Here is a 24243-nt window from a genome sequence, read left to right as displayed (position 1 = left end):
ACGACTATGAACGAACTTCGCAACGATTACGGCATCACCACTTTCGAATACTCGACGGGCTTCCAGGCCGGCGACAGCAGCACCGGTCTCGACCTCTTCGGCGGTGAGATGGACGGCTACGACTGGCTCGGCGAAGTCGCCAGCCGTCTGAGCGGCGACTCGGTCTAAGGCGCCTGCGCCACCTGGCCGGTCGAGCATAAGCAGAAGGCCTGCCACGCGGCGGGCCTTCTTGCGTCAGGGCGTCTTACGCGCCCGTGTCTTCGCTGCTTTCTTCGCGGCGGTTTTCCTTCCCGTAGCACCTTTGGTGCGAGCGGCTTTCTTCGCGGCGGTCGAGCGGCTTGTGGCCGTCCGCTTCGACGCACTTTTTCTCGCCTGCACTGACAGCGCCCGCTCAGACGCAGCGGACTTACCCTCGCGCTTGAGCGCCTTGCTGCTTGCCCGGGAACGGGCGGCGGAGGTCTCCTTCACGACTGAAGTCTTCTTCGGCGCCGCTTTCCGGGCAGCCGGGCGTTTCGCCGGCGCCTTCGTTGTGGCGGATTTTTTAGCGGACGCCCTGGTGTCCTGGGCAGCCTTCTTCTTCGTCGCCTTACTCGCCGTCCTGGCGGGTTTCGCTTTGATACCAGCGCGCCGCGCCTTGGATAGCCCGATCGCAATGGCTTGCTTTGCCGACCGGGCGCCGTGCCTGCCCTCGCGAATGTGCTCTATTTCCTCGTGAACGAATTCGCCCGCCTGGGTCGACGAGGACTTACCTTCGCGCTTGTCCTTTTTTGCCCTGGCGAGTGTTTTTTTCTCAGGCATGGCGTGTCTCCTCCGGCAGTCGCTTCAGGGAATTCGGATCGCCAACGCTTCCGGCGCCTCAGGCGGCGGGGCATCGCCCTCGGGGTCATCTGGATGGGGCGGCGTTTCCTGCGGTCGATCCGAGCCGGGGTTGCCGCCGGGCATTTCCGGTCGAGGAGTCACCGGAGCCTCTTCAGGTATCACTGGCGAGCGACCAGGGGTTTCGGGAATGTAAGGGCTTTGCATGGTGGCGTGTCCATCGGCGGCGTCGTCCAGCGAGACTGCCCCGCCCCGCGTGATCCGATCGTCATTCCCACGTCATGCACGCGGGAACGACGCTCGTTACACGGACGCCTGCCCAACGTTCCTGGACCTGTCCACGGAGCACGCGCATGACACTGAAAGCCCTCGGCCTGAACTGCACGCTCAGTGCCTCGCCCAAGCCATCATCAAGTCAGAAGCTGCTGGATCAGTTGCTCGACGGCCTGAAAAAGTACGACGTCGAGACCGAAAGCGTACGGGTCGTCGATCTGAACATCAAACCCGGTGTCAGTCACGATGAGGGCGAGGGTGATGAGTGGCCGGCGCTGCGCCAGCGCATCATGGCGGCGGATATTCTTGTCATCGCCACACCGATCTGGATGGGTCAGCCTTCGAGCGTCAGCAAACGCGTGCTCGAACGCATGGATGCAATCCTCGGCGATATCGGTGATGACGGACGGTATCCCACGTTCGGGAAGGTCGGTCTGGTCGGTGTCGTCGGTAACGAGGACGGCGCGCACCACGTGACCGCGGAGATCTACCAGGCGCTCGCCGATGTCGGCTTCACGATTCCCGCAGGCAGCTCGGCCTACTGGGTAGGCGAAGCGATGTCCGACACCAATTACATCGATCTGAAGAAGACCCCGGAAAAGGTGGCCAAAACGATCGCAACGCTGACGACCAACGCCGCGCATCTCGCCACGCTTCTCAAGGCGTCGAACTATCCTGCACCCTGAGCACGGTGAATTCGACGAAACGCACGCTTCACAGGTCACTCATGGGGAGAGGGCGTAAACAGGTCACGCTGCGAATGACGCAGAGCCTGAAGAGGAACGCACCATGGATAAGAATCGCACCGAAGGCATGAAGCACGAGATCAAGGGCGCCGTGAAGGAAGGCGTCGGCAAGGTTACGGGCAATCACGCGAAAGAGGCCGCGGGCAACATCGAAAAGAATGCCGGCAAGGTCCAGAAAGAAGTAGGCAAGGCTGCGGACCAGGTACGCGACGAAAGCCGCAAGCACTAAGTGCTTTGCGTCGGGGGGTCCGCTCAGGATCCCCCGCGCCTTTCAGCCGACGTCAGCGCCGGTACTACCTGGCCGCACCACGCAGTCTCGTATCCATCGGTTCAGATCTCGTAACTCGCCCGCCCGGTAGCCGCCCCCTCCCGGACCATGCACGGCCCGCTTCCGGCGAGGCAAGCATGAGGGCGGTCGCCGCGCCGATCAGTATCCGCATGTGGCGGTAGCGCAGCGCATGCCCCCCCGCCAGAAAATCATCACGTCCAGCGGCATCAAACCGATGCCCGTGAGAGACGGACGAACTCTCCATCACGGCGCGGCGAGAGCAAACCTGCGCGGAACGCGATGATGGGAGACCACCAGCAGGATGCTGGGGCCGCGCAGCATGTCAATGCCGGGGCTACGTGGGAGGATGGAGCGGGACATGCCGGCTTCCAAGACGAAGCCGAGAGCATGCGGTCCTGCGGAAACGTCGAAACTTCGGACAGGGTCGAGGTAGGACAGCGGTAGCGCGCCGTTTGAGGGCGCGCTACCGCATGGCGTCGATCAGGTGCAGCCGCGTACCAGGAAGATCAGCAGCAGCACGGGGATCGGCACGCCCAGCAACCACAGCAGAATGTAGCCGATGCCACCCTTCTGCTTTTCCGGAACCACACTCTTTTCCTCATCCATCGAACGTCCCTCCGCATTGTGTCAGGGCGCAAGCGTCTATCGGGGCGCGTGCAACGGGTGTGATTTCGTCGCCACCGCCGTTTTCGCAACGACACCGTCTTCGCACGTCGTGCATTATTCGTGACGGGTACCCGCCTCAAGGATTTACGATGAATCTGCTCCGTCCTACCCTGCTCGCTCTTGCTCTGGTCGCCGCGTGCCCTGCCGCCGGTGCGGCCACGGTGATCCGGGGCGCGCGCCTTCTCGACGGCACCGGCGGCCCCGCGCGGGAGGATGTCACGATGGTCATCGACGGCGACCGGATCACGATGCTGGGCGCCGGTCTCCGGGTGAAGATGCCGAAGGACACCACGGTCGTCGACTACACCGGCAAGACGATCGTACCGGGACTGATTTCCGACCACGGTCACATCGGCTCGGTCGACGGGACCCGCAGTGGTACGCCGGATCTATACACGCGCGACAACGCCTTGCGCCAGCTGAGGCAGTGGCGTGCCTACGGCGTCACCACGGTCACCTCGCTCGGGGTCAACAACCCCGACGTGTTCTACCCGCTGCGTGCCGACCTGCATGCGGGTAAAGCGGACGGCGCCGATCTCTTCGGCGCGGATCGCGGGATCGGCGTGCCCAACGGTGCGCCGCCGGCAAAGATGATGCAGGTCGGCCCGAATCAGCTGGACCGCCCCTCCACCCCCGACGAGGCACGCGCCGCCGTCGACGCCGCAGCGGAACGCGGCACCGACATCGTCAAGATCTGGGTGGACGACTTCAACGGCAGCCTGCCCGTCAAGATGAAACCGGAGATCTGGCACGCGGTCATCGATGAGGCGCACGCCAGACATCTGCGCGTCGCGGCGCACGTCTATTACCTCGACGATGCACGCCAGCTGGTGGATGCGGGCGTCGACATACTCGCTCACGGTGTACGCGACCGACCGGTGGACAGCGCCTTCGTCCAGGCGATGAAGCAGCACGGGACCTGGTATATCGCCACGCTCGATCTCAACGAGGCCGCTTATATCTATGCCCGTCATCCGGCGTGGATGGACCAGCCCTTCTTCACCCACGCAGTGCAGCCCGCCCTGGCCAGGCAGTTCGCCGATACCGCGTGGCGCGATCGCGTGCAGAACGACGGCTCCACCAGGACCAACGAAGAAGCGCTGCAAACCAATCTGAAGAACCTGAAGACACTTTACGACGCAGGTGTGAGGATCGGCTTCGGCACCGATGCCGGTGCGATGCCGCTACGCATTCCCGGATTTGCCGAGCACCGTGAGCTCGCCCTCATGGTCGATGCGGGCCTCACGCCGATGCAGGCGATTCAGATCGCAACCCAGCGTGCCGCCGAACTCCTGGGTCTTGACGACCGCGGCGTCCTGGCCAGGGGCAAGCGGGCCGACTTCATCGTTCTCGACGCCGATCCGTCGGGCGATATCGAAGCGACCACGAAAATTTCCGCGGTGTGGCAGCGCGGCCGCCAGGTCAGCGGTAAGGTCGACGCGTTCACGCCCTGATGCCCAACCCACCCACATCGAGCCCGTCGAGTGTCACGGTGCGGCCAGCGTGTGCTGCTCGTCGAAGACAAAGCCATGCTCCGCTCGCTGGCCCCCATTTGCTGGGGCCGACGGCGCCTTAGCGTCAGGCCGTTTCAGGTTCCGCAGGTCGCTCGGCATCGTGCACCTGCGCCGCGCGCTGCATGGCCACCAGGAAATCGGTGCCATAGCGCATCACGAAAGGTGCCACCGTTCCCGGGACGAACCCGTCGGGCAAAGAGGCGATGTCGGTATCGATGTCGGGCAAAAGCGTGGATCGACGTGCCATGGCCTTGAAGGCCCCCTTTTCTGGTATTCCCCCATCGCTCTTACTAAGGCAAAAACCGGGCCACGTCAATCCTTGAGCCGAAAAAATCTGCGACAAAAAGGCGCACCCGACTGATTTTCGCGGAGGACATCCCGGCGGAGGCCTAAAATCCACTCACGCGCCGCTTCCGGCGCGCGGGAGGTCCCATCGTGTACCAGGCCCAGGCCGTCGCCAGTCAGTCCGTCGCCCGCCGTCCGTCGGTGTACTGCAATGCGTCGTGTCGTTACGCCGCCGTCTGCGAAGCAACACGTGGCGGCGATCCCGAGCTGCTCGACATGCGTGGCGTAGTCGAACGCGTCGGTCCGTTTTCCGAAGGCGACCGGCTGGTGCAGCCCGATGCCCCGCATCGCGCCGCCTTCGCCGTCGTCAGTGGCATGGCCAAAACGGTCGGCGATGGCCGGGTGGTCGCGTTTCATCTGCCGGGTGAACTCTTCGCGCTGGACGTCGCCAGGACCGGCACACATAACGCATCCGTCGTGGCCGTCGGCAAGACGTGGTTCTGCCGTTTTCCGCGCGCCGCGACCGACGAACTCTGCGAGCACAACGACGCGCTGACCCGACACCTACGCTCGCTGCGCCGGCGTGAACGAGTCAGTGCGGCCCACGCGGCGGACGGGCTGGCCGCGTCGCGCGTTCGCTCTTTCCTGGTCGACCTGCTCGACCGGCGGCGTCGTTTCGAAGGGGCCAGCCCTTTCGTTCCCCTGCCCATGTCCCGCGACGATATCGGCTCCTACCTCCGGATGAGCTCGGCCACCGTTACGCGCATGCTGGGGAAGCTCCGCGCCGAGGGTGCCATCGCCATCCTTCCAAATGGTATCGAGGTCACCGACGAGGCCGCTCTGCGCGGCTAGCGATCGATCCGCCCGCGTCATGCACGGGGCGGCCCGGACCTCAGGGGATCGAGCAGGCGACGCAGACCGTTATGGTCGAGCTCCAGCATGATCGCCAGCAGGCGTCCGAGTTCGCCGGGAGGAAAGCCCTCCCGGGCAAACCACGCGAGATAGTTGCCCGGCAGATCGGCGATCGCCCTTCCCTTGAACTTACCGAAGGGCATGATCGCGGTGGCGAGCTTGGCGAGGTCCTGACGAAAAGCGTCGTTCGGATCGGTCATGCCGAAATTCCAGCCCTACTCGTCGCCGGGATCGAAGCCTTCGCGTTCCTTCATCAACGTGCGCGCCGCCGCGACACCAAGGGTCATGCCCTCCGCGCACGCGTCTTCTTCATTCTCGTGGAGGGTAACGCAGAGCTTCTCGGCGATCTCGTCGCCGTCCTCGCTGATGACGTATTTACCGCGCCAGCGGCCGGGCTTGGCAACGTAGCACGTGCCTTCCACGTCGAAGTAACCAATCTTTCGATGCGTCATGGGTGGGATGTTCCTCCTTCTTCCCTCCATCGTATGCATCGCGGATCAACGTGACGTGCAGCCGTGCTATTGCAGACCGGCGACGGGCCGCTTGGCGTTGGATTCGAATTCCCGCCAGATACCGTCCGCGCCTTCCACGGAGACGAGCACCTGCAGGCCGCTTTGCACGCCGAGCAGCTTGGACTGCTGCACGGCGTACGCTATCGCGGCGACGCGAGTTTCGAAGTTTTCCATCGGCACGCCATTCATCTGGACGTGCCACAAGCCCGCGAGGTCGGGGCTGAACGGAATGTCGTAGATCACCAGGGCCATGAAGAAATGCGTAACCTCGTGCATTCCGCAGACGCCTTCGCGTATCGCGAGAAAGGTCGGCTGCGGAGATGGATGCGCAAGGTTATCCGTTCGCACGTGTCCCCACAATGGAAGAAATGCCCGAAAATCCTTCACATAGCGGTCACGACGCAACTCACTTCGGCGCGTCGTAGGTGCCCGGACTCTCCGACGTCGCCCGCCATTCGGGACGCCGCTCGCGCGTCGCATCGAGCAGAGCCTGCCGCACCCCTTCGAGGTCGAGGTCGGTGCCATAAACCGGACTGGCCGGCTGCTGCCGCCAGGACTCCGCGAGCGTGCCCGCATCCACTCCATCGAAACCCAGCTCGTCGACGAGCTTCAGGATCGTGGCCTTGGCGTTGGAATCGTCCCCAGCCACCGGAAGGGCGATGCGCTTATCCGCCGTGGAGGGCTTGCCGTGAGTGCGCAGATGTTCGGCGTAAATATTGTTGAACGCCTTTATCACGGGCCTGCCGAGCTGATCGGCGACCCACTGGCTTTCCGGGACACCCTCCTCGATGGGTGCGATACGACCGTCCCGCTCGCGGGGGTAGTAGTTGCCGGTGTCGACGACCACGGTCTCCGGCGAGACGCCGGCAAAGAGGTCCGAGGGGAGGCCGGGAATGCGCGATTCCGGGATCGTGACGATAACGACCTCGCCACCGCGCGCCGCCTCGTGGGCCGTGACGGCTACCGCACCCGTCTCTTTCGCCAGGCCGGAAAGCGTTTCCGGGCCGCGCGAATTTGCGATCAGCACCTCGTGACCGATTTCGCGAAACCGCCGGGTCAGAGCCTGCCCGATATTGCCAGCGCCGATAATGCCGATTTTCATAGCGAAGGAACTCCAGTCCGGGGGAGACGTCCATGTTCGTGATCCGCCGTGAATGGCGGGCGAGCACCTGGTGATTGCCCAGCTGTGCCGACCGACACTCGTCCGTTCATCGTCTTCCCTTTAGCCTTCTCGCCCATGACCCCGACCCGCACCCTCGCCCTGCTCGGCTCCCTCCTCCTGGCGATGGCGCCCGCCCTCGCCCAGACGACCCTGCCGGCGCCTGCCTCGTCCGTGCCCACGCTGGAGGCGGTGACCGTCAGTGGCGTGCAGCCGGGCCCGGGACTCTGGAAGGTGACGCGAGGGGAGCACACGTTGCTGATTCTCGGCACGCTGACGCCGTTGCCAAAGAACATGAGCTGGCAGACCGCCGAGATCGACGACGCTCTGAGCCATACCGATGCCCTGATCCTCCCGCCGAAAGTCGAGATCAAGCCGAACACCGGATTCTTCGGCCGCCTGGTCCTGCTGCCGTCCCTGATCGGCGTACGCAATTCGCCCGACGGCAAGACGCTGCAGGAATCCGTTCCCCCGGACGTCTACGCGCGGTGGCTGACCGTCAAGGCGAAGTACATCGGCGACGACCGCAAGGTCGAGCGTTACCGGCCCATTTTTGCCGTGCTGGAACTGTACAAGTCGGCTGTGCGCCAGAGCGGACTGGCGAGGTCAGGGGGCGTCACCCGCACGGTCATGGACCTGGCGACCAAACATGGCGTAAAGCAGGTGCCGGTCGAATACACCCTGCTGGTCGACGACCCCCGTGCGGCGGTGAAGTCGTTCAAGAAATCGACCCTGGACGATGTCTCCTGCTTCGCCCAGAGCATCGACAACATCGATGCTCAGCTGGCCGACATGACCGCACGCGCCAACGCCTGGGCCACGGGCGACATCGCCGCGCTCCAGGACGACCGCACGGCGAAGCAGCGGATCACCTGCATGAACGCGGCCACCGACAGCGGCGTAGCGCAGCAGATCGGCCTGACCGACGTACCCAGGGCCGTGCGCGAACGCTGGCTCGCCGCCGTGGATGCCGCGATGGCGAGCAATACGCAGACCATCGCCATCGTGCCGCTCGACGACCTGCTCGGCGGCAATGGCTACCTCAGCGCACTGAAGGCGAAGGGTTACAGCGTGCTCGCACCCGATGAGGGCGACTGAGCGGGTGGTACGCCAACCCGGATCGCGGCGGAGAAATCATCCCCCTGCTCCGTCGCTCGCGCACGGTCGGTGATGCGCCCGAGCCGACGCCACTCTTCCACGCTCAGACGCCGGTCGAGCGTACCGTTGTCCATCAGATATTCCGGCAGATAGCCGGTAAGCAACAGTCGGGGATCGAGCGGCAGACCACGGTCGATGCGCCGCGCCATCCGGTACACGATGGTCGTGCAGTTGGACGTCACGGTGTTGTAGAACCGGGGCTGCCTGACCAGCTGATTCGCTGCCTCCACGTAGGAAACGAATAACGAACGCATCGCCTCGCGCGGCATGCGCAGCGGGAAGATGTAATCGTCCTCGCCACGCACATTGGTGCGGACGCGCACGATGTCCCGCTCGTCGGCCGCCAGCAGGATCAGTTCGAACTGCTTGAAGAAGCCGCCGATTTCGGAAAAGGCCTCTCCGCGCTCACGCCGGATCTCGACCGAGAACACCACGTGGCGGCCATCGTCGAATCCGAACGACAGCATGGCGTGCGCGATGGCTTCGCTGGACCAGTAAGACAGGATCGCGTCGGCATCGGTCAGGTGGTCGAGGTCGTACTCGCGGGTTTCCCAGTGCTGGTCGTAGTCGGTCTCGGTACGCCAGCTGAAATCACGCACGTTGTGTAACGTGACCCGTGACCCGCTCACCTCACCTGACAGCAACCGGTTCACATCGTCGGCCCAGACACGGTCATGAGTGGGCCGGACCGTCGTCCACCATCCCAGCAGAGCGATCAAGGCGACCAGCATGGCCAGCGGCGCCCACCACACACGCCAGCCGAACAGCGCGGCGGCCAGCCCGAGCCACAGGACACTCCACACGCAGGCGCCCGCGATCCTTGCGGCCTGCGGCCCCGGCAACTGGTAAACCAGGGCGATGGCACCCCAGGCACCGGAAAGAAACAGCAGCAGCCCCGCGAACGCGCCGGCCAGGCCACGGGCAAACATCCGGCGTTTTCTCATGGAGGCTCATGGACTCGAAGGACAGATCGCATAAGCGTCGCCCGCCACGACCGCGAACGCAAACACCACGACATCGTTTGCCCGTTCGGTCTATGGCATCGCATCGAAAACCGCGTTATTTTCGTGACGTTACCGGGCGTCGCGCCCGGTCCGGCCGATTTCGGGGGTGGCATGGTCCGTTTTCCGGCGATACCGCAGGCGATTGTCTTCGATCTGGACGGCGTCCTCTTCGATACCGAGGCGCTCTACCGCGATGCCCTTCTCGCAGCGGCCGAGGAGGCAGGCATCCATCTGCCGCTGTCACTTTGCCAGCGCATGGTCGGACTGCACGGCCACGCGGCGCGCATGCTGTTGCGCGAGCACGTCGGCGACGAACTCGACCTCGATACCGTCTGGCACAGTGCCTCGCGGCGCTACCACGCCATGATGGACACCGACCTGCGTCTGAAACCCGGTGTCACCGCGCTGCTCGATACACTCGATGAGCTCAGCCTGCCCCGCGCCATCGCTACATCGTCCCCGCACCGGACCGCGATTCATCACCTCGAAGCGTTCGGCCTGCGTGACCGCTTCGACGCGCTCGTCGCGGCCGGCGACTGCGAGCGGTGCAAACCCTTCCCCGATCCCTACCTCCGTGCGGCCCGCATCCTCAACAAGGCCGCCGGCGTCTGCCTCGCGCTGGAGGACTCCCAGGCCGGCGTACGTTCCGCGGTCGCCGCGGGCATGCCAACCATCATGGTGCCCGACCTGCAGCAGCCCTCGGCCGAGCTGCGGCGGCTGTGCGCGACCGTGGTCACCGGTCTCGACGACGTCAACCTCTGGCTGCGCGAGGTCTGTGGCGCGAGTCCCAGCGAGGCACCGGCCCACTGATCGTCCTCGCACGCCGCGATCACGCCCCCATACGATGGCGGCCCGTGCAGGCTTCATGCACCGCGTCCTCCAGTTCCCTGAGGCTATAGGGTTTGTAGACCAGCGGTGCGCGGTATCTCCCGGGGATATCCACCGGCAGGGTACCGGTGGCGAGCACGTAGGGAATACCGCGGCGCTTCAGCTCGTCGAGCGCGGGATACGCCATCACGCCTTGCAGGTCGAGGTCGACCACCGCCACATCGCAGTGTTCGACATGGGCGAGCCGGATGGCCTCTTCGATGCACGATGCCGATGCGGCGACCGCGTAGCCCAGCCGCTCCTCGAGCAGGTCGGCGAGGGCAGCCGCCAGACCGGGGTGATCTTCGAAGACAAGCGCCCGCCCTGTGACGTGAGTACGACTCATGGTCCCCTCGAGCTCAAGCGAAAAAACTCGCGGTCCGACGCTACTCCGCTTTGACTCAGCCGGCCATACATCGTTCGACCGGCTTCGTGCCGCGCGCCGCTACGGGGACGCCGTCGCGTCGGACGATTCGACGATAAACGGTGGCGCGCCGCCGTCGCCCTTGCCCTGTGAGCCGAGGTCATCGCCCACCCTGGCCAGCCGCTGCGCGATGTGGCCGCTATCGCGGCGCAACGGGTCACCCGGCCTTCCCGCCTGCGCGCTGGCGATCATCGCGGCCTGCGCCTGCTTCAGCCGGACGACGCCCATGTTGTACAGCGCACGCGCGTGATCCGGCTTGATCTGGATCGCCCTCCCGTAGGCGGCGACGGCGTCATCGGGCCGTTGCAGCCGAAAACGCGCATTTCCCAGTCGGAACCAGGCATCGGCATCATCAGGCAGCACCTGCACGATCGCCTCGTACAGATCGGCCGCATGCTGGATGTCGCCCTGCGCATACGCCCGGTCGGCCTCGAGCTCCCGCTGCTGCACATCCGGCATGCGGGGCGGTTCGGGGAGGGTTCCGTGAGCGGCGCAACCCGCCAGCGCGAGCAGGCCCGCCATGAGGGGAACCCGCATCGTCGAAATCACCATCGCCTGCTCCTGTCACATCACCGTGCCGGACAGCTTGTCGCCTATGACGCGACCGCGTCAAATCAACGGGCGAGCCACTGTGCCGCCAGGGCGAGCGCGGCGGGCAAGGCCTGCACGTACAGAATGCGGCGGCTGGCGGTAAAGCCGCCCCAGAGGCCCGCGACCACGACGCAGCCCAGACCGTAAAACACGAACGCCGATGCGAACGGTTCGGGCAGGAGTACGCCAAGCAGCAGCGCGGCCACCAGGAACCCGTTATAAAGCCCCTGATTGGACGCCAGGGTCGCGCTCTGTTCGGCAAACTGCGGGGTGATCCCGAAAACGCGCGGACCGCGCGATCGCCACAGCACCATCTCCAGGATGACGATGTAGATATGTATCAGGATCACCAGGACGGTGAGTACGATGGCGACGAGGTGCATGGACGATCCTTCCCGATGCGGAGGGCGGCAAGGATAGCCGCAAAGACCTCCATTCCGCACCGGATGGTGTCGCTGCCCCGCAAGGATCGTCGCCGCACCGGACGGCGTCTACCGAAAAACTACTGCAAGGCAAAAAACGCCCGAAACGTCGTGGAATCCCGTGCATCCGATAGGCCGGAAGTCAGATTGCACGAAGGCCGGCATGACGGTTTCATTAGCGTCATGCGGAACGTTATGGCAGCGCAGGAGATCTCCCTGGAAGCTCTCGGGCTGCTTCAGGCATTACTGCATCGTGATTACGACGAGGCGCAGTTCAGGGCCAGCCATGTCGCCCGGCATGCCCTTCGCCACGAACACCTCTCCGTGGCCGACGCGGCCGAGCGGATCGAAGCACTCCTGCAACACGGCTGCCCTGACAGCGTCGCCCTACGCCGCGCTCTGCGTTTTCTGACCGCCTCGGTCGATCACATGCAGGTCGTCGCACTGAACCGGGCCGGCCGCATCCTCTGAGTCCGGCCCGGCGGCCAGCGACAAATGACGGCACGCGCGTCCTCCGCCGCGCCCTTCCACCTGGGTTAGGATCGGACGGACCTGCACGGAGTATCTATCCATGAGTCCCACCGACGGCATCGACCCCACGGCAAAACCCAGCGGCGCCGGATGCGCTGAATGCATCGCCAACGACACCTGGTGGTTCCACCTTCGTCGCTGCGCGCAGTGCGGACACATCGGCTGCTGCGACGATTCACTGCACAAGCACGCCTCGAAACACGCGCACGCCACCGGACATCCGATCATCCAGAGCTTCGAGCCCGGCGAAGACTGGTTCTACGACTACCGCACGGACTCGGAAGTCGACGGGCCGTCGCTCGCGCCGCCTCATAGCCATCCGTCGGACCAGCCGACGCCGGGGCCGGCGGGCAAGGTGCCGCGCAACTGGCAGCGTGTTCTGAGCGAGGGCTGATCCGATCCATGAAACACGTGCTTTTCGACATGGACGGCGTGCTCGTCGATTACGAACCCGGCATCCGCGTCGCCCACCTGGCGGCGGCGCTCGACCGCTCACCTGACTCCGTACACGCGGCCATTTACGATTCGGGCATCGAGGACGACTCGGATGCCGGGCGCATCGATGCCGATGAATACCTTCGTCGCCTTGGTGCGGCGCTCGACACCTCGGTCTCCTGCGCTCAGTGGACAGCAGCGCGCAGGGAAGCGACCCGGGTACGCCCCTGGGCCATCGCGCTGGCTTCTTCACTCCCGCCTCGCGCCGACGCAGCGATTCTGACGAACAACGGCCAGATACTCGCCCGACCCCTGCCCACCATCGCTCCTGCATTGGCCGAATTATTCGGCGCTCGGGCGCTTGTGGCCGGTCAGTTCGGCGCGGCCAAGCCGGACCCCGCCGTTTTCGAGTCGGCCGCGCGGCATCTCGGCTGGCGACCGGCGGATACGTTATTCATCGACGACACCGCCGGTCACGTCGAGGGCGCGAAGCGGGTCGGCATGCACGGGCACCACTTCCGTTCGGAAGCCCTGCTCCGCGATGAGATCCAGCGATTCCTAACCAGGTAACCTTCATGAAAGCCATCACCTTCGATCAGTTCGGCGACGCGGACGTCCTGCACCTCACCGACGTCGATCAGCCCGTGGCTCGCGACGACGACCTGCTGGTGCGTGTATACGCCGCGGGCGTCAATCGTGCGGACATCATCCAGCGCAATGGCGGCTACAAGGGCGAAAGCTACGGCGACTCCGAGATCATGGGCCTGGAGATCGCCGGCGAGATCATCGCGATCGGCCGCAATGTGCACGGCCATGCGGTCGGCGACCGCGTCATGGGAATCGTCGGCGGCGGGGCTTACGCGGAGGTCGCGCGCATCGACCATCGCATGGCGATGACCATTCCCGACCGCCTCGGCTACGTGGAAGCCGCCGCCATCCCCGAAGCCTTCGTCACCGCGCACGAGGCGGCCTTCCATCTCGGCCGCGTCGAATCTATGGACAGCATCCTCATCCATGCCGGCGCCAGCGGCGTCGGCTCGGCCGCCATCCAGCTCGCCCGTGCGGCGGGTGCCAGGGTGTTCGCCACCGCGAGCGGCGGCAAGCTCGACCGGGTACGTGGTTTTGGCGCCGGGATCGCCATCGACTACCGCAGCGACGATTTCGCCGAGGTGGTCTCACGGGAAACGGACAAGCGAGGGGTCGATGTCATCGTCGACTTCATCGGCGCGCCGTATTTCGAGCGCAACCTTGCCTCACTCAATCACGGCGGCCGTCTCGTCCAGGTGGGCCTGCTCGGTGGCAGCAACGGAACGACGTTGCCCCTCGACCAGTTGTTGTACCGGCACCTGCAAATCATCGGCACCGTCATGAAATCGCGCCCCGCCGCGGTGAAGCAGGCCATGACACGACGCTTCCGCGAGCGCTGGCTGCACCGCTTCGCCGACGGCACGCTCAGCCCGGTGGTCGACAGCGAATACCCGCTCAGCCAGGCCGCCGAGGCGCACCGGCACATGGAATCGGGCCAGAGCACGGGCAAAATCATTCTGACGATGTGACCCGGGGTAACCCCATCCGGTGACTGTCGGCGACTACGTAGACAGACCCACAGGATCGGGACCATGTACGCCATCGCTCCGGAACATCACCTCAACGCGCTTGTGCTCGCGCTGACCACCGGCTTCAAGGATCCGATGCCCTCGGTGCCGGATGACGACGCTACGCTCATGCACCGCTACCGGCATGGCGATGTCGATGCGTTCCGCGAACTGTACGAGCGCTATCACAAGCGACTTCATCGTTATTTGTTACGACTCGCCAACCGCGCCGCGGATGCCGAAGAAGTATTCCAGGACGTCTGGGCCGCCGTCATTCGCGGCCGCGGCGACTTTCGCGCCCAGACATCATTTGCCAGCTGGCTCTTCGCGATCGCCCATCGACGCGCGGCAGACCGGTTTCGCCTGCTGGACCGCCATGCGCCCGAATGGCGTAGCGATAGCGAAGATGAGGCTGGCATCGACGACCTGGTGGCCACCGATGCCATCGCTCCGGAGCGCGTCGCTCACAGCGAAGCGCTAGGAGTTGCTTTGCTCGAGGCGATCGCGGCGCTGCCGCCGCTTCAACGCGAGGCCTTCTTGTTGAAAGCGGAAGGCGAACTAACGCTCGACCAGATTGCCTCTATCACCGGGACATCGCGCGAGACGGTCAAAAGCCGACTTCGTTATGCCCAGGTCCGACTTCGTAAAGCGCTCGAGGCCTGGCAGTGAACGACCTCGACCAGCTCGCGTATCTTTATCGACGGCACGCGCACGAAGCGCCGGCAAAGCGGACGAATGACGCCATGCTGGCACTCGCCGCTCGTTCGGCCGCGAGGCAGCGTTCGCGGCAAGCGGGGGGCTGGCTTGCGCTCGCATTGGCCGCTTCGGCAGCCCTCTGGCTCGGCATGCATGGCACCTCCCCGCCGCCTCAGGATGTACCCACCGGCATGGCATCCGCCCTGCCCGCAGGTTACGAGGAAGGACGCACCAACGCGTTCCTGCGCAGCATGGATATCGATCCGCCGCCATCCGCTGCCACTCGCACCCTGCGCGACCCGACGCGTACCCCGTAGAACCCGTCTCATCTCTTCGAAGGACATTTCCCGTGAAAATGCGCCTGCTTGCTTCCCTCGCCGCACTGGCCCTTACGTCCGTCGCGAACGCGGCGACACTTCCTAACGGCTGGCACGTGGCGGGCTCCTCGCCCAGGGACTACGACATGGGCACAGCGCAGGCACCCAACGTCCGCGACGGCTGGCAGGCGTTCATCCACGCCAGGCCCGGTGCGAATGGTTTCGGTACCCTCATGCAGACGATCGACGCCACCGCCTACCGCGGCAAGCGAGTACGCCTGACCGGCGCGCTACGCACTCAAAACGCCGACAAGGCGCAGATGTGGATGCGCATCGATGGCACATCGAGCAAGCTGCTGGGCTTCGACAACATGGACCGCCATCCCTTGCGGGGTACCTCGGACTGGACGCCGTGCAGCATCGTGCTCGACGTGCCGGATGCGGCGACGGCAATCGCGTTCGGATTCCTGCTCGACGGCAAGGGCGGCGTGGATGCCCGTCCGTTCAAGCTGGACGTCGTCGGCAACGACGTGCCCACGACAGGCATGGACCACCCCAACCTTCCGCCAGCACCGGTCAATCTGGGCTTTGAGCCTTGAAGAACTGGGGCTGGACCTCGACGGCGAGCAGTTCGTGCAGATGCACGGCCGGCTCGCCCGCGGAGCGAATCTCGTAAGGAATGTAAATGAAGCGGGCGAAACCGTCGCCCTCGATATGCACGCGGATGCCCTTCTCCACCTGAGCGCCAAGGTCGTCAGGAATGTCGACCTGGGCAACCAGAGCGACACCTTCGACGCCGCCCGCGGCGCCGATACGCACCAGCTGCGCCGAAATCGATTCATAAACATCGCGCGGTTGCGGATTTTCTTCTCCACCGACATCGCCACTCACCGCGGCGATCTTTCCATCCGCCGAGATCGTGGCACCGAACGGATAGAAATCACCACTTTCGGACAGCATCTCCTGCGCGAACCGGGCGGTGAACCTGAAGAGGTTTTCAATCTGGTCGTCGGTCTGGGCCATCGGTCGTTCCCCGCATGTCGTGAAACGGCATCCTAATGCACAGCGGGCGGCGTTGCGACTTTACGCCACCGCCCGGTTCGCCCGCGACAACTGATCGGCCGCGACGGGCACACCCAGCAGGTAGCCCTGCAGCGCGTTGCAACCCAGTCGCGTCAGCAGTTCCTGTTGCTCGACGGTCTCCACGCCCTCGGCCACGATCTTCAGACCCAGCGTCTTGCCCAGCGCGATGATCGCCGAAACGATCGCCTCGTCGTCATTGCCCTGGGTCAGTTCGGTGATGAAACCACGGTCGATCTTCAGCTCATCGGCCGGCAGCTGCTTGAGGTAAAGCAGGCTCGAATAGCCGGTGCCGAAGTCGTCGATGGATATGCCTACGCCCAGCGCGGCCAGCTGATTGAGAATCGCGAGGCTAGCCTCCGCATCGCGCATCGCGGTCGACTCGGTGACCTCGAGCACGAGATGGCGCGGCTCGATACCGTGACGTTCGAGGGCCTCCCTGAGCACGTCGACCAGACCGACATGGGTCAGCTGCACGGTCGACAGATTGACCGCGACCGTCCAGTCGTCGTGCCCCTCATCCTGCCAGGCGCGCATCTGCCGGCAAGCCTCGTCGATCACCCAGTTGCCGATAGGCACGATCAGCCCCGTGCGCTCGGCGACCGAGAGGAACTCATCGGGTGGCACGAGTCCCACATCCGGCTTCTGCCAGCGCAGCAATGCTTCAACGCCGACCATCGGGCCATTCGGCGAGACGAGCTTTGGCTGGTAGTGCAGCAGGAACTCACCCCGATCCACCGCCCGGCGCAGGTCCTGCTGGAGCTGCAGTTGCTGGTGAACGTTGGCGTTCATCGCACTTTCGAAGAAGCAGTAACCGTTGCGGCCCTGTTCTTTCGCGTGGTACATCGCCGCATCGGCGTTGACCATGAGCTCGTGCGTGGTCCGGCCATTCTCGGGATAGATCGCGATACCGATGCTCGCCGCGACGTGCACGGTGTTGTCGTCGATGCTGTACACCGCACCCAGCTGGTCGACCACCGTTTGCGCGAGCACGGCGGCATCTTCGGGCGTACCGATGTCCAGCACCACTACGAATTCGTCGCCGCCCAGGCGAGCCACCGTGTCATGCTCGCGCTTGATCGCGAGGATCCGGCGTGACACCGCCTTGAGCAGAAGATCACCGACGTGATGTCCGAACACGTCATTGACCGCTTTGAAACCATCGAGATCGATGAACAACACCGCCAGTTGCCGCTTCTCGCGCGCTGCCGTGTGAATCGCCTGCTCCATGCGATCGCCGAGCAGGACGCGATTGGGCAGCCTGGTCAGGTTGTCATGGAGCGCCAGCTGCACGAGCTCGCTGTTCGCCCGGTCGAGCGAGGAGGCCAACGCATCGGCACGCACGTCGAGCATCGCGATGATCAGAGCGATGGCGAAGACCATCAGGCTGATCAGGATCACGACGACCGCGAGCCATTTCGCATCGAGGCCGGAGTTGGCCGCACCACACCAGCTGCCCAGCGGGAACTGAGAGGCGGCCATGCCGGTGTAGTGCATCCCGACGATAGCGCAACCCATCACCAGCGATGCACCTACGCGCGGGAGCACGACACGCTCGGCGTCGCGACGAAGTCGGAAAGCGATCCAGAGCGCCGCACCCGAAGCGAGCACCGCGATGGCGATCGACGCGGCGAACAGCCAGGGCTCATAGATCACCCCCGGCTCCATCTTCATGGCGGCCATGCCGGTGTAATGCATCGCGGCGATGCCGACACCGAGGAGCAGAGCACCACCACACAGGCGGCGCCCCGGTAGTTCTTCGAGACAGACCAGCCACAGCGCGAACGCCGACGAGCCCACCGCGATCGCCAGCGACAGCGTCGTCAGACCCAGGTCGTAACCGATGGCGATCGGGAGACGGAATGCCAGCATGCCTATGAAATGCATGGACCAGATGCCGAAACCCATGGCCACCGAGCCGCCGATCAGCCATAACCTGGATGCGAGCCCACGCGTGCTCGCGACGCGGCCAGCCATGTTGAGCGCCGTGTAAGACGCCAGGACCGCGACGATCAGCGAGAAGAAAACGAGGATGCCGCTGTAACTGCTTGCGAGCATGAGGGAATCTGCCAGGCCTGCTGTGGCCATCGAATACGGCCGTCGAGGATGTGTCGGCAAATTTACCGAATTCTTGAGCGGGGGATGATGCGGAAACTCTGCATCTGCTCAGAACTGCTACCGCCGCTGATCGGGATCGAATCGCAGACACAAAAAAACCCGCTTCCGCGGGTTTGATTGCGATCCGGTTGAGGTACTCCGGATCTTGCGTTGGTGCCCAAGGGGGGACTCGAACCCCCACAGCCTAAGCCGCTACCACCTCAAGGTAGTGCGTCTACCAATTCCGCCACCTGGGCATAACCTTTACAGCGTGTTGCGTGTGTCGCTGATTACTTCTTGGCCGGTTCGGCGGGAGCCTGGGTGGCTTCCTGCTTCGCAGCCGGAACATCGTTGGTCGCTGCCGGCGCCGTGGCGGCCGGGGTGTCACCGTTGGCGGCGGGTGCCTGCGGCACATCCGACGCGACCGGCTTCACCGGAGCGTTGTTGGCGGGAGCGGCCGGCGTGGTAACGCCAGACATCACGCCAAGATCCGCGGCCGGCTGGGGAGCACCCGTGCGACCGAGGTAGATACCCATACCCAGGCTAAGCACGAAGAACAGTGCCGCCAGGATCGCGGTAGCTCGCGTCATGAAGCTCGACGAACCACGCGCACCGAACACGGTTGCGGACGCGCCGCCACCGAAACCCGAACCTGCATCCGCACCGGCGCCGCGCTGCATGAGGATCAGCACGATCATCGCCGCGGCGATCAGGATATAGAAAACGCTGAAGAGGATGAACATATCTTCTTGTTTGCCGTGTCGCGATTATCGCGCCGCGGCGCATATATCCAGGAAATCGGACGCTACGAGAGCCGCACCGCCGATGAGTCCCCCGTCTACATCAGGCTGGGCGAAAAGTTCGGCCGCATTGGCCGGCTTGACGCTTCCACCGTAAAGCACCCGGGTCAGGAGCGAGATATTAACATCCTTTTTTGCCAGTTGGCTACGGATGAAGGCATGAATTTTTTGCACCTTGTCCGGAGTGGCCGTCAGACCCGTCCCGATAGCCCAGACAGGCTCGTACGCGATGACCGCCTGACGGAACGGTTCGATGCCCACGTGTACCAACACGGCCTCTAGCTGGCGACCGATGACGGCCTCGGCCTGCCCGGCCTCGTGCTCCTCACGGGTCTCACCGACACAAAGGATGGGAGTCAGGCCTGCCTCGAGGGCTGCCTTGACCTTCCCGGCCACGACCGCGTCCGACTCGTGCTGGTACTGACGACGTTCCGAATGGCCGACCAGCACCCACGTCGCGCCCACGTCCCGCAGCATGCTGCCCGACACCTCACCGGTGAAGGCACCCGACGCCGAGTGCTCACTCAGGTCCTGGGCACCGAAGCGCAGCCCCCGGTCGCGGTACTTGTGCGTCAGCTCCTGCAGGAACACATCCGGCGGGAAGACCACCAGGTCGGGACCGTCCGGCCGGTTCTCCACCAACTCGCGAACGAGGTCGTCCGCCATCTTGCGGGAGCCATGCATCTTCCAGTTACCGGCGACGAGCTTCGTGCGCATGGGTCAGGATTCCGTGCGGGGTAAGGGGGCGGCAGGATAGCGGCGGGCCGCCCGGCGGCAAAGCTGCATTGCCGCACGGAGGGCGCGCACGCGCCATTCACCGAGGGTAATGCATGAATCGGGCATTTGCCTTGATCCGGCCTGTCTTATGATCCCCGTATGCGCACCCTGAGAATTCTCTTTATCGCCCTGCTCGTCTTCACGAGCGGCCTGGCCTTTGCCCAGACCGACGACGCCACGACCACACCGGCGCAGCAGATCGACGATCTGCGCGGCCAGCTCGACCAGGTCGAGAAGTCCATGAAGGACGAGCAGATCACCGACGGCAAGATCGACGACCTGCGCGGCAAGGCGACGGACATCGTCTCCAACGCACAGAAGGTGTCGAGCGCCCTGCAGTCCAGCCGGGACGCGGCCAAGGCCCGCCTCGACCAGATGGGCCCCGCGCCCGCCAACGGGACGAAAGAAGCACCGGAGCTCGCCGCGTCCCGCAAGGACGCCACCAAGGCGTTCAACGCGGTCGACGCTCAGATCAAGCAGGCGGACGGCATCGCGCTCGAGGCGCAGCAGACCTCCGGACAGCTGGCGGATCTGCGGCGCATCCGCTTCCAGCAGACCATCTCCCAGCGGACCAACTCCCCCGTGTCCCGCGCGTTCTGGTCCGATCCGGCGGACGCCTTTCCCCGTGACCTGGCCAATCTTCGCGATTTCGGAAACCAGGCCAGAACCGACCTTGCCGCCAGCTGGACCCAGGGCAACCGGGTCGCGCTGATCGTCTGCGTGTTCTTCGGCCTGCTTCTGATGACGGGCGTTCGCTTCTATATCGAACATCGCGTGCGCCACCTCACGGCCAACCGCATGCCGCCAGGCCGCCTGCGCCGCTCGGCACTGATCCTGGGCATTGCGCTGACCTCGACACTCACCACCGGGCTGGGCACCCAGCTCCTTTATCTCGGCATCAACTGGAACGACACGCTCAGCCACGACACCGACGAGATCGCGAAGCACATCGTCGGACTGGTGTTCTTCGGTGCGTTCGTCGCCGGACTGGGCCGCGCACTGATCTCCGCCAAGAAGCCCTCGTGGCGACTGCCCGCACTCTCGGACGAGACCGCCCTCCAGCTGCGGCGTTTTCCGATGCTGTTCTCGCTGGCGATCGTGCTGTTCCGCTTTCTCGACCTGCTGAACCGGACGATCGGCACGAGCCTCGCGGCAACGGTCATGACCAGCAGCGTGCAAGCGGTGGTACTGACCATCCTCGCCGCCCTCGCCCTGATCCGCCTCAGCCGTACACACAAGACGGAGGCAGACGCCGACAGCGACGATGCCGGGCAAGCCACGGCCGCCCGTCCGATCTGGGCCAGCCTGCTGATCGCGGCGGCGTGGATCGCCATCATCGCTTCCTGGGTCGGTCTGCTTCTGGGCTATGTCTCGTTCGCCGCCTTCATGGCCGGACGCGTGGTCTGGATCACCATCGTGATCGCCGCGACATATCTTGCGATGCGTCTGGTCGACGACCTCTTCGAGACGCTGCTGTCGGAAAAGGGGCCGATGAGCGCCCGTGCGCAGGCGGTCTTCGGCACGCATCCCAAGATGCTGGACCAGGCGGGCGTATTGCTCTCCGGCGTCGTGAGGCTGGGTCTGTTCCTGCTCGGTCTCTCCGCCGCGGCGGCCGGTGCCGGCGGCAGTGTTCCGGACCTGCTGGAACTCGGCGGCAAACTGCAGTCGCTGAAAATCTACAACGTCGAGCTGAAACCCGATCAGATCCTCACGGCGATCGGCCTGTTCTTCGTCGGCCTGATGGCGGTGCGCGTAGCGAAGAACTGGCTGTCCGACCAGTACCTGCCGCGAACCAGCCTCGACCCGGGCATGCGCAGTTCGCTGACCACACTGCTCGGCTACGTCGGCGTCGTCATCGTCGTCGCCATCGCGCTGCTGGCGATGGGTCTCTCGGTACAGAACGTGGCGTGGGTCGCCTCGGCCTTGTCGGTCGGTATCGGTTTCGGCCTGCAGGCGATCGTGCAGAACTTCATTTCAGGCCTCATCCTGCTGGCCGAGCGACCGGTCAAGGTCGGCGACTGGGTCGTGCTGGACGATGCCGAGGGCGACATCCGCCGGATCAATGTCCGTGCCACCGAAATCCAGGTAGGCGACCGCTCGACCATCATCGTGCCGAACTCGTCGTTCATCACCAAACCGGTGCGGAACATGACGATGGCCAATCCGCAGGGGCGCGTGCAGATCAAGCTGCCGATGCCGCTGGACAGTGACCCGGTGCACGTGCGCGATCACATGCTGGAAGCGATGACCGCGCATAGCGCCGTGCAGGATACGCCCGCGCCGTCGGTGACGCTGGACAGCATCGACCGCACCGCGATGATGTTCGTGGCGACGTGCTATGTGGGTAGCCCGCGCGACGTCGGCGGAGTCAAGAGCGATCTGTTGTTCGACATCATCGCCCGGTTGCGCGGGGCGGATATTCCGCTGCTCCGACCGCAGGATCTGGTGTTGCGCTCGGGAGGGAATACGCCAGAGATGCCAGGGCCGACGGGTGCGGCTGCGCCGAAGGCGTCCACGGACGATCCTTCGTCGTAGGAGCGCGCCCTGCGCGCGATGCTCTTCACATCGCGCGAAAGGCGCTCCTGTAAGTCTTATTTCTCGACCGGCACCAGGCGCAGATCCTGGAAGTCGAAGCTGAAATCGGTCAACGGTGAGACGGGCTCCATCCGCACTTCGCGGACTTTGCCATCCGGATCCAGCGAAAAGTTGACGAACGCATCGCCGTTAAGCGACCGATCCGTCCAGTGAGCGATGAAGGTATCGTGCTGCCACGGCTCCAGCGTGCCGCTGAGCTGCGCGGTCTTGCTGAAGGTCATGGACAGCTTGCCGCCCTGCTTCGACACCTTGACGTCGCCGTACCACGGATCGCGATACGTACCGACATAACCATCGAGCGGCAGCGAGGGCTTCGCACCCTTCATGCGCGCCGCCTCATGCTTCTTCATGCTGTCGTCGGCGTTACCTTCCGCCTTTTTGACGCCGGCGGCGTATGCGGCGATCCAGTCGGTCTTCGGCGCATCGGTGAATGCGTCCAGCGCACGCATGGTCACCGCCTGGAACGCGGCACCGCTCTCCTGATTGGTCAGCACCACGATACCCAGCTTGAGGTCGGGAACCATCGTGACGCGCGAGACCATGCCGGGCCAGCCACCGGTGTGCCAGACCAGCTTGTGACCGCGATAGTCGGAAACGAACCAGCCTTCGCCGTAGCCGGAGAAGTTCGGTCTGGCCGATTTGAGTTCGGGCACGGTGGGCTCAGGGATACGGATCGGCGTGATCAACGACCACATTTCGGCCTGACGCTTTTCGCTGAAGAGACGTTGTTCCTTGCCGCTGCCGTCCTTGTACGTGCCGCCATCGAGCTGCATGGTCAGCCACTTCGACAGGTCGTGCACGCTCGAGTAGATGCCGCCCGCCGAAGGATTGTTGTTCCACGACATCGGCGCGACCGGCTTCAGGTCCTTGAAGTCGAATTTGGCATGACCCGTAGCGATGTCGTCGTTCGGGCCGATGCTTTCCGGCGCATGCGTCTGCGACTCGGTCATGCCCAGCGGAACGAAGATGCGATCGTGCACGAAGTCGGCCCAGGGCTTGCCCGAGACCTGCTCGATCACCAGGCCCGCCACCGCGAAGAGAATGTTGTCGTACGCATACTCCGCACGGAAACTGTTGGTCAGAGGCACGTAACGAAGACGCTGCACCACTTCCTTCGTGGTGTACGTCGTCGCGGGCCAGTACAGCAGGTCCCCCGCGCCAAGGCTGAGGCCGCTGCGATGCGCAAGCAGATCGCGCACGCGCATCTCGCGGGTCACGTAGGGATCCGACATCTGGAACCAGGGCAGCCGGTCGACCACCCGGTCGTTCATGTCCAGCTTGTTCTCGTCGGAGAGGATAGCCAGCGACGCCGCGGTAAACGCCTTGGTATTCGAGGCGATGGCGAACTGGGTATGCGCATCGACCTTGGCAGGGTCGCCCAGCTTGCGCACGCCCGAGCCCATCTCGAGGACGATCTTGCCGTCCTTGACGATCGCCACGGCGATACCCGGCACGTCGAACTGCTTGCGCGTCGCATCGACATAGGCGTCGAAGTCGGCCAGCGCCGCCGGACGGGATGCCGTGGCGGCGGAAGCGGGCGACGGCCCCACGTCCTGCCCCTGCGCGGCGAGTGCGAACGCGAAGCTGGTGACGCCGAAGGCGAGAAGATAACGAAGACGCGACATGGAAAGCCCCTGCAGGCAAAACGGTGTGGGGACTATTCCACGCATCGCCGTCCGGCG

Annotated in this window: 31 protein-coding genes and 1 tRNA gene; 15 read left to right on the top strand and 17 right to left on the bottom strand. The window is 64.6% G+C overall.

The window, feature by feature from the left end:
• The first annotated feature begins 6 nt into the window (after window positions 1-6).
• On the top strand, window positions 7-168 hold the full coding sequence (locus FA87_RS20695; RefSeq protein WP_156108748.1) for a hypothetical protein: 162 nt from the start codon (window positions 7-9) through the stop codon (window positions 166-168).
• A 66-nt stretch (window positions 169-234) separates the two neighbouring features.
• Here the strand turns inward: FA87_RS20695 and FA87_RS20305 are convergent, their stop codons facing one another.
• Window positions 235-798 carry a hypothetical protein gene (locus FA87_RS20305; RefSeq protein ID WP_081996508.1) on the bottom strand — a complete coding sequence of 188 codons (564 nt, stop codon included), beginning with the start codon at window positions 796-798 and terminating at the stop codon, window positions 235-237.
• A 371-nt stretch (window positions 799-1169) separates the two neighbouring features.
• Between FA87_RS20305 and FA87_RS07555 the strand changes: the two genes are divergently transcribed.
• Both FA87_RS07555 and FA87_RS07550 read left to right on the top strand, forming a co-directional pair.
• Window positions 1170-1775, top strand: coding sequence for an NAD(P)H-dependent oxidoreductase (locus FA87_RS07555; RefSeq protein ID WP_036113869.1), 606 nt, complete (start codon window positions 1170-1172; stop codon window positions 1773-1775).
• A gap of 103 nt (window positions 1776-1878) precedes the next feature.
• A complete protein-coding gene (locus FA87_RS07550; RefSeq protein ID WP_036113872.1) occupies window positions 1879-2064 on the top strand; it encodes a CsbD family protein in 186 nt (61 codons plus the stop codon).
• A gap of 540 nt (window positions 2065-2604) precedes the next feature.
• Here FA87_RS07550 and FA87_RS21280 read toward each other — a convergent pair.
• Window positions 2605-2730, bottom strand: coding sequence for a hypothetical protein (locus FA87_RS21280; RefSeq protein WP_255349736.1), 126 nt, complete (start codon window positions 2728-2730; stop codon window positions 2605-2607).
• A 149-nt stretch (window positions 2731-2879) separates the two neighbouring features.
• Here FA87_RS21280 and FA87_RS07545 point away from each other — a divergent pair, with 149 nt between their 5' ends.
• Complete coding sequence (locus tag FA87_RS07545) at window positions 2880-4244, top strand: amidohydrolase family protein (protein ID WP_043693508.1); 1365 nt, start codon at window positions 2880-2882, stop codon at window positions 4242-4244.
• 124 nt (window positions 4245-4368) lie between these two features.
• Here the strand turns inward: FA87_RS07545 and FA87_RS07540 are convergent, their stop codons facing one another.
• Entirely contained in the window at window positions 4369-4551 is a 183-nt protein-coding gene (locus tag FA87_RS07540; protein ID WP_043693505.1) for a hypothetical protein, read from the bottom strand.
• Window positions 4552-4739: 188 nt separating this feature from the next.
• Between FA87_RS07540 and FA87_RS07535 the strand changes: the two genes are divergently transcribed.
• Window positions 4740-5441, top strand: a complete 702-nt coding sequence (locus tag FA87_RS07535) for a Crp/Fnr family transcriptional regulator (protein ID WP_043693502.1) — start codon at window positions 4740-4742, stop codon at window positions 5439-5441.
• A gap of 17 nt (window positions 5442-5458) precedes the next feature.
• Here FA87_RS07535 and FA87_RS07530 read toward each other — a convergent pair whose 3' ends face one another.
• The 4 genes from FA87_RS07530 to FA87_RS07515 all read right to left on the bottom strand — a co-directional run bounded on the left by FA87_RS07530 (window position 5459) and on the right by FA87_RS07515 (window position 7169).
• Window positions 5459-5701, bottom strand: coding sequence for a DUF3820 family protein (locus FA87_RS07530; RefSeq protein WP_036113881.1), 243 nt, complete (start codon window positions 5699-5701; stop codon window positions 5459-5461).
• A 15-nt stretch (window positions 5702-5716) separates the two neighbouring features.
• Window positions 5717-5953: a hypothetical protein gene (locus FA87_RS07525; protein WP_036113884.1), complete on the bottom strand. Its 237-nt coding sequence runs from the start codon at window positions 5951-5953 to the stop codon at window positions 5717-5719.
• Window positions 5954-6019: 66 nt separating this feature from the next.
• Window positions 6020-6289, bottom strand: coding sequence for a hypothetical protein (locus FA87_RS07520; protein WP_036113887.1), 270 nt, complete (start codon window positions 6287-6289; stop codon window positions 6020-6022).
• A gap of 130 nt (window positions 6290-6419) precedes the next feature.
• On the bottom strand, window positions 6420-7169 hold the full coding sequence (locus FA87_RS07515) for an NAD(P)-binding domain-containing protein (RefSeq protein WP_275041282.1): 750 nt from the start codon (window positions 7167-7169) through the stop codon (window positions 6420-6422).
• An 81-nt stretch (window positions 7170-7250) separates the two neighbouring features.
• Here FA87_RS07515 and FA87_RS07510 point away from each other — a divergent pair, with 81 nt between their 5' ends.
• The gene (locus FA87_RS07510; RefSeq protein WP_043697639.1) at window positions 7251-8270 is read left to right on the top strand and encodes a TraB/GumN family protein; all 1020 of its coding nucleotides are present in this window, start codon (window positions 7251-7253) and stop codon (window positions 8268-8270) included.
• On the opposite strand, the gene FA87_RS07505 is transcribed toward FA87_RS07510, so the two are convergent.
• Window positions 8237-9259, bottom strand: a complete 1023-nt coding sequence (locus FA87_RS07505; RefSeq protein ID WP_036113892.1) for a DUF4105 domain-containing protein — start codon at window positions 9257-9259, stop codon at window positions 8237-8239. The genes FA87_RS07510 and FA87_RS07505 overlap by 34 nt on opposite strands.
• 186 nt (window positions 9260-9445) lie before the next feature.
• Here FA87_RS07505 and FA87_RS07500 point away from each other — a divergent pair, with 186 nt between their 5' ends.
• Window positions 9446-10144 (top strand): HAD family phosphatase, encoded by a 699-nt coding sequence (locus FA87_RS07500; RefSeq protein WP_051944255.1) that lies wholly within the window; start codon window positions 9446-9448, stop codon window positions 10142-10144.
• Window positions 10145-10163: 19 nt separating this feature from the next.
• On the opposite strand, the gene FA87_RS07495 is transcribed toward FA87_RS07500, so the two are convergent.
• The 3 genes from FA87_RS07495 to FA87_RS07485 all read right to left on the bottom strand — a co-directional run bounded on the left by FA87_RS07495 (window position 10164) and on the right by FA87_RS07485 (window position 11599).
• The gene (locus FA87_RS07495; RefSeq protein ID WP_052191206.1) at window positions 10164-10547 is read right to left on the bottom strand and encodes a response regulator; all 384 of its coding nucleotides are present in this window, start codon (window positions 10545-10547) and stop codon (window positions 10164-10166) included.
• 99 nt (window positions 10548-10646) lie between these two features.
• Window positions 10647-11162 carry a tetratricopeptide repeat protein gene (locus tag FA87_RS19830; RefSeq protein WP_176167796.1) on the bottom strand — a complete coding sequence of 172 codons (516 nt, stop codon included), beginning with the start codon at window positions 11160-11162 and terminating at the stop codon, window positions 10647-10649.
• A gap of 77 nt (window positions 11163-11239) precedes the next feature.
• A complete protein-coding gene (locus FA87_RS07485) occupies window positions 11240-11599 on the bottom strand; it encodes a DUF1304 domain-containing protein (protein WP_043693496.1) in 360 nt (119 codons plus the stop codon).
• 234 nt (window positions 11600-11833) lie between these two features.
• Between FA87_RS07485 and FA87_RS20690 the strand changes: the two genes are divergently transcribed.
• The 7 genes from FA87_RS20690 (at window position 11834) to FA87_RS07450 (ending at window position 15811) form a co-directional block, all read left to right on the top strand.
• Window positions 11834-12109 carry a hypothetical protein gene (locus FA87_RS20690; RefSeq protein WP_156128516.1) on the top strand — a complete coding sequence of 92 codons (276 nt, stop codon included), beginning with the start codon at window positions 11834-11836 and terminating at the stop codon, window positions 12107-12109.
• 100 nt (window positions 12110-12209) lie between these two features.
• A complete protein-coding gene (locus FA87_RS07475; protein WP_036113901.1) occupies window positions 12210-12563 on the top strand; it encodes a UBP-type zinc finger domain-containing protein in 354 nt (117 codons plus the stop codon).
• Between the two features lie 8 nt (window positions 12564-12571).
• Entirely contained in the window at window positions 12572-13174 is a 603-nt protein-coding gene (locus FA87_RS07470; protein WP_043693491.1) for an HAD family phosphatase, read from the top strand.
• Window positions 13175-13179: 5 nt separating this feature from the next.
• The gene (locus tag FA87_RS07465; protein ID WP_043693488.1) at window positions 13180-14160 is read left to right on the top strand and encodes an NAD(P)H-quinone oxidoreductase; all 981 of its coding nucleotides are present in this window, start codon (window positions 13180-13182) and stop codon (window positions 14158-14160) included.
• Window positions 14161-14223: 63 nt separating this feature from the next.
• Complete coding sequence (locus tag FA87_RS07460; RefSeq protein ID WP_052191204.1) at window positions 14224-14868, top strand: sigma-70 family RNA polymerase sigma factor; 645 nt, start codon at window positions 14224-14226, stop codon at window positions 14866-14868.
• Window positions 14865-15212: a hypothetical protein gene (locus FA87_RS07455; RefSeq protein WP_043693485.1), complete on the top strand. Its 348-nt coding sequence runs from the start codon at window positions 14865-14867 to the stop codon at window positions 15210-15212. Before FA87_RS07460 ends, FA87_RS07455 begins: the two co-directional genes overlap by 4 nt.
• 32 nt (window positions 15213-15244) lie before the next feature.
• The gene (locus FA87_RS07450) at window positions 15245-15811 is read left to right on the top strand and encodes a hypothetical protein (protein ID WP_156128515.1); all 567 of its coding nucleotides are present in this window, start codon (window positions 15245-15247) and stop codon (window positions 15809-15811) included.
• On the opposite strand, the gene FA87_RS07445 is transcribed toward FA87_RS07450, so the two are convergent.
• The 5 genes from FA87_RS07445 to tpiA all read right to left on the bottom strand — a co-directional run bounded on the left by FA87_RS07445 (window position 15789) and on the right by tpiA (window position 19906).
• Window positions 15789-16235 (bottom strand): hypothetical protein, encoded by a 447-nt coding sequence (locus FA87_RS07445; RefSeq protein ID WP_043693482.1) that lies wholly within the window; start codon window positions 16233-16235, stop codon window positions 15789-15791. The two genes, FA87_RS07450 and FA87_RS07445, sit on opposite strands and share 23 nt — an antisense overlap.
• Before the next feature lie 60 nt (window positions 16236-16295).
• Window positions 16296-18350 carry a bifunctional diguanylate cyclase/phosphodiesterase gene (locus tag FA87_RS07440; protein ID WP_043693479.1) on the bottom strand — a complete coding sequence of 685 codons (2055 nt, stop codon included), beginning with the start codon at window positions 18348-18350 and terminating at the stop codon, window positions 16296-16298.
• A gap of 211 nt (window positions 18351-18561) precedes the next feature.
• Window positions 18562-18646: transfer RNA gene (locus FA87_RS07435), tRNA-Leu, on the bottom strand.
• Between the two features lie 33 nt (window positions 18647-18679).
• Window positions 18680-19132: a preprotein translocase subunit SecG gene (secG, locus tag FA87_RS07430; protein WP_036113913.1), complete on the bottom strand. Its 453-nt coding sequence runs from the start codon at window positions 19130-19132 to the stop codon at window positions 18680-18682.
• A gap of 24 nt (window positions 19133-19156) precedes the next feature.
• Entirely contained in the window at window positions 19157-19906 is a 750-nt protein-coding gene (gene tpiA / locus FA87_RS07425; RefSeq protein ID WP_043693476.1) for a triose-phosphate isomerase, read from the bottom strand.
• 159 nt (window positions 19907-20065) lie between these two features.
• Here tpiA and FA87_RS07420 point away from each other — a divergent pair, with 159 nt between their 5' ends.
• Window positions 20066-22501, top strand: coding sequence for a DUF3772 domain-containing protein (locus tag FA87_RS07420; RefSeq protein ID WP_052191202.1), 2436 nt, complete (start codon window positions 20066-20068; stop codon window positions 22499-22501).
• A gap of 56 nt (window positions 22502-22557) precedes the next feature.
• Here the strand turns inward: FA87_RS07420 and FA87_RS07415 are convergent, their stop codons facing one another.
• Window positions 22558-24186, bottom strand: a complete 1629-nt coding sequence (locus tag FA87_RS07415) for a serine hydrolase (RefSeq protein ID WP_052191201.1) — start codon at window positions 24184-24186, stop codon at window positions 22558-22560.
• Window positions 24187-24243: the final 57 nt, after the last annotated feature.

Source organism: Luteibacter sp. 9133 (genome assembly GCF_000800155.1).
Lineage (GTDB): Bacteria > Pseudomonadota > Gammaproteobacteria > Xanthomonadales > Rhodanobacteraceae > Luteibacter > Luteibacter mycovicinus.
Note: the sequence above shows the minus strand (reverse complement) of the source record. Positions and strands in the feature narration are given on the sequence as shown.

Excerpts from the sequence above, each read along its gene's own strand:
- FA87_RS20695 (WP_156108748.1), top strand. The coding sequence starts at position 7 with ATGAACGAACTTCGCAACGATTACGGCATCACCACTTTCGAATACTCG.
- FA87_RS20305 (WP_081996508.1), bottom strand. The coding sequence starts at position 798 with ATGCCTGAGAAAAAAACACTCGCCAGGGCAAAAAAGGACAAGCGCGAA.
- FA87_RS07555 (WP_036113869.1), top strand. The coding sequence starts at position 1,170 with ATGACACTGAAAGCCCTCGGCCTGAACTGCACGCTCAGTGCCTCGCCC.
- FA87_RS07550 (WP_036113872.1), top strand. The coding sequence starts at position 1,879 with ATGGATAAGAATCGCACCGAAGGCATGAAGCACGAGATCAAGGGCGCC.
- FA87_RS21280 (WP_255349736.1), bottom strand. The coding sequence starts at position 2,730 with ATGGATGAGGAAAAGAGTGTGGTTCCGGAAAAGCAGAAGGGTGGCATC.
- FA87_RS07545 (WP_043693508.1), top strand. The coding sequence starts at position 2,880 with ATGAATCTGCTCCGTCCTACCCTGCTCGCTCTTGCTCTGGTCGCCGCG.
- FA87_RS07540 (WP_043693505.1), bottom strand. The coding sequence starts at position 4,551 with ATGGCACGTCGATCCACGCTTTTGCCCGACATCGATACCGACATCGCC.
- FA87_RS07530 (WP_036113881.1), bottom strand. The coding sequence starts at position 5,701 with ATGACCGATCCGAACGACGCTTTTCGTCAGGACCTCGCCAAGCTCGCC.
- FA87_RS07525 (WP_036113884.1), bottom strand. The coding sequence starts at position 5,953 with ATGACGCATCGAAAGATTGGTTACTTCGACGTGGAAGGCACGTGCTAC.
- FA87_RS07520 (WP_036113887.1), bottom strand. The coding sequence starts at position 6,289 with ATGCACGAGGTTACGCATTTCTTCATGGCCCTGGTGATCTACGACATT.
- FA87_RS07510 (WP_043697639.1), top strand. The coding sequence starts at position 7,251 with ATGACCCCGACCCGCACCCTCGCCCTGCTCGGCTCCCTCCTCCTGGCG.
- FA87_RS07505 (WP_036113892.1), bottom strand. The coding sequence starts at position 9,259 with ATGTTTGCCCGTGGCCTGGCCGGCGCGTTCGCGGGGCTGCTGCTGTTT.
- FA87_RS07500 (WP_051944255.1), top strand. The coding sequence starts at position 9,446 with ATGGTCCGTTTTCCGGCGATACCGCAGGCGATTGTCTTCGATCTGGAC.
- FA87_RS07495 (WP_052191206.1), bottom strand. The coding sequence starts at position 10,547 with ATGAGTCGTACTCACGTCACAGGGCGGGCGCTTGTCTTCGAAGATCAC.
- FA87_RS19830 (WP_176167796.1), bottom strand. The coding sequence starts at position 11,162 with ATGCGGGTTCCCCTCATGGCGGGCCTGCTCGCGCTGGCGGGTTGCGCC.
- FA87_RS07485 (WP_043693496.1), bottom strand. The coding sequence starts at position 11,599 with ATGCACCTCGTCGCCATCGTACTCACCGTCCTGGTGATCCTGATACAT.
- FA87_RS20690 (WP_156128516.1), top strand. The coding sequence starts at position 11,834 with ATGGCAGCGCAGGAGATCTCCCTGGAAGCTCTCGGGCTGCTTCAGGCA.
- FA87_RS07475 (WP_036113901.1), top strand. The coding sequence starts at position 12,210 with ATGAGTCCCACCGACGGCATCGACCCCACGGCAAAACCCAGCGGCGCC.
- FA87_RS07470 (WP_043693491.1), top strand. The coding sequence starts at position 12,572 with ATGAAACACGTGCTTTTCGACATGGACGGCGTGCTCGTCGATTACGAA.
- FA87_RS07465 (WP_043693488.1), top strand. The coding sequence starts at position 13,180 with ATGAAAGCCATCACCTTCGATCAGTTCGGCGACGCGGACGTCCTGCAC.
- FA87_RS07460 (WP_052191204.1), top strand. The coding sequence starts at position 14,224 with ATGTACGCCATCGCTCCGGAACATCACCTCAACGCGCTTGTGCTCGCG.
- FA87_RS07445 (WP_043693482.1), bottom strand. The coding sequence starts at position 16,235 with ATGGCCCAGACCGACGACCAGATTGAAAACCTCTTCAGGTTCACCGCC.
- FA87_RS07440 (WP_043693479.1), bottom strand. The coding sequence starts at position 18,350 with ATGCTCGCAAGCAGTTACAGCGGCATCCTCGTTTTCTTCTCGCTGATC.
- secG (WP_036113913.1), bottom strand. The coding sequence starts at position 19,132 with ATGTTCATCCTCTTCAGCGTTTTCTATATCCTGATCGCCGCGGCGATG.
- tpiA (WP_043693476.1), bottom strand. The coding sequence starts at position 19,906 with ATGCGCACGAAGCTCGTCGCCGGTAACTGGAAGATGCATGGCTCCCGC.
- FA87_RS07420 (WP_052191202.1), top strand. The coding sequence starts at position 20,066 with ATGCGCACCCTGAGAATTCTCTTTATCGCCCTGCTCGTCTTCACGAGC.
- FA87_RS07415 (WP_052191201.1), bottom strand. The coding sequence starts at position 24,186 with ATGTCGCGTCTTCGTTATCTTCTCGCCTTCGGCGTCACCAGCTTCGCG.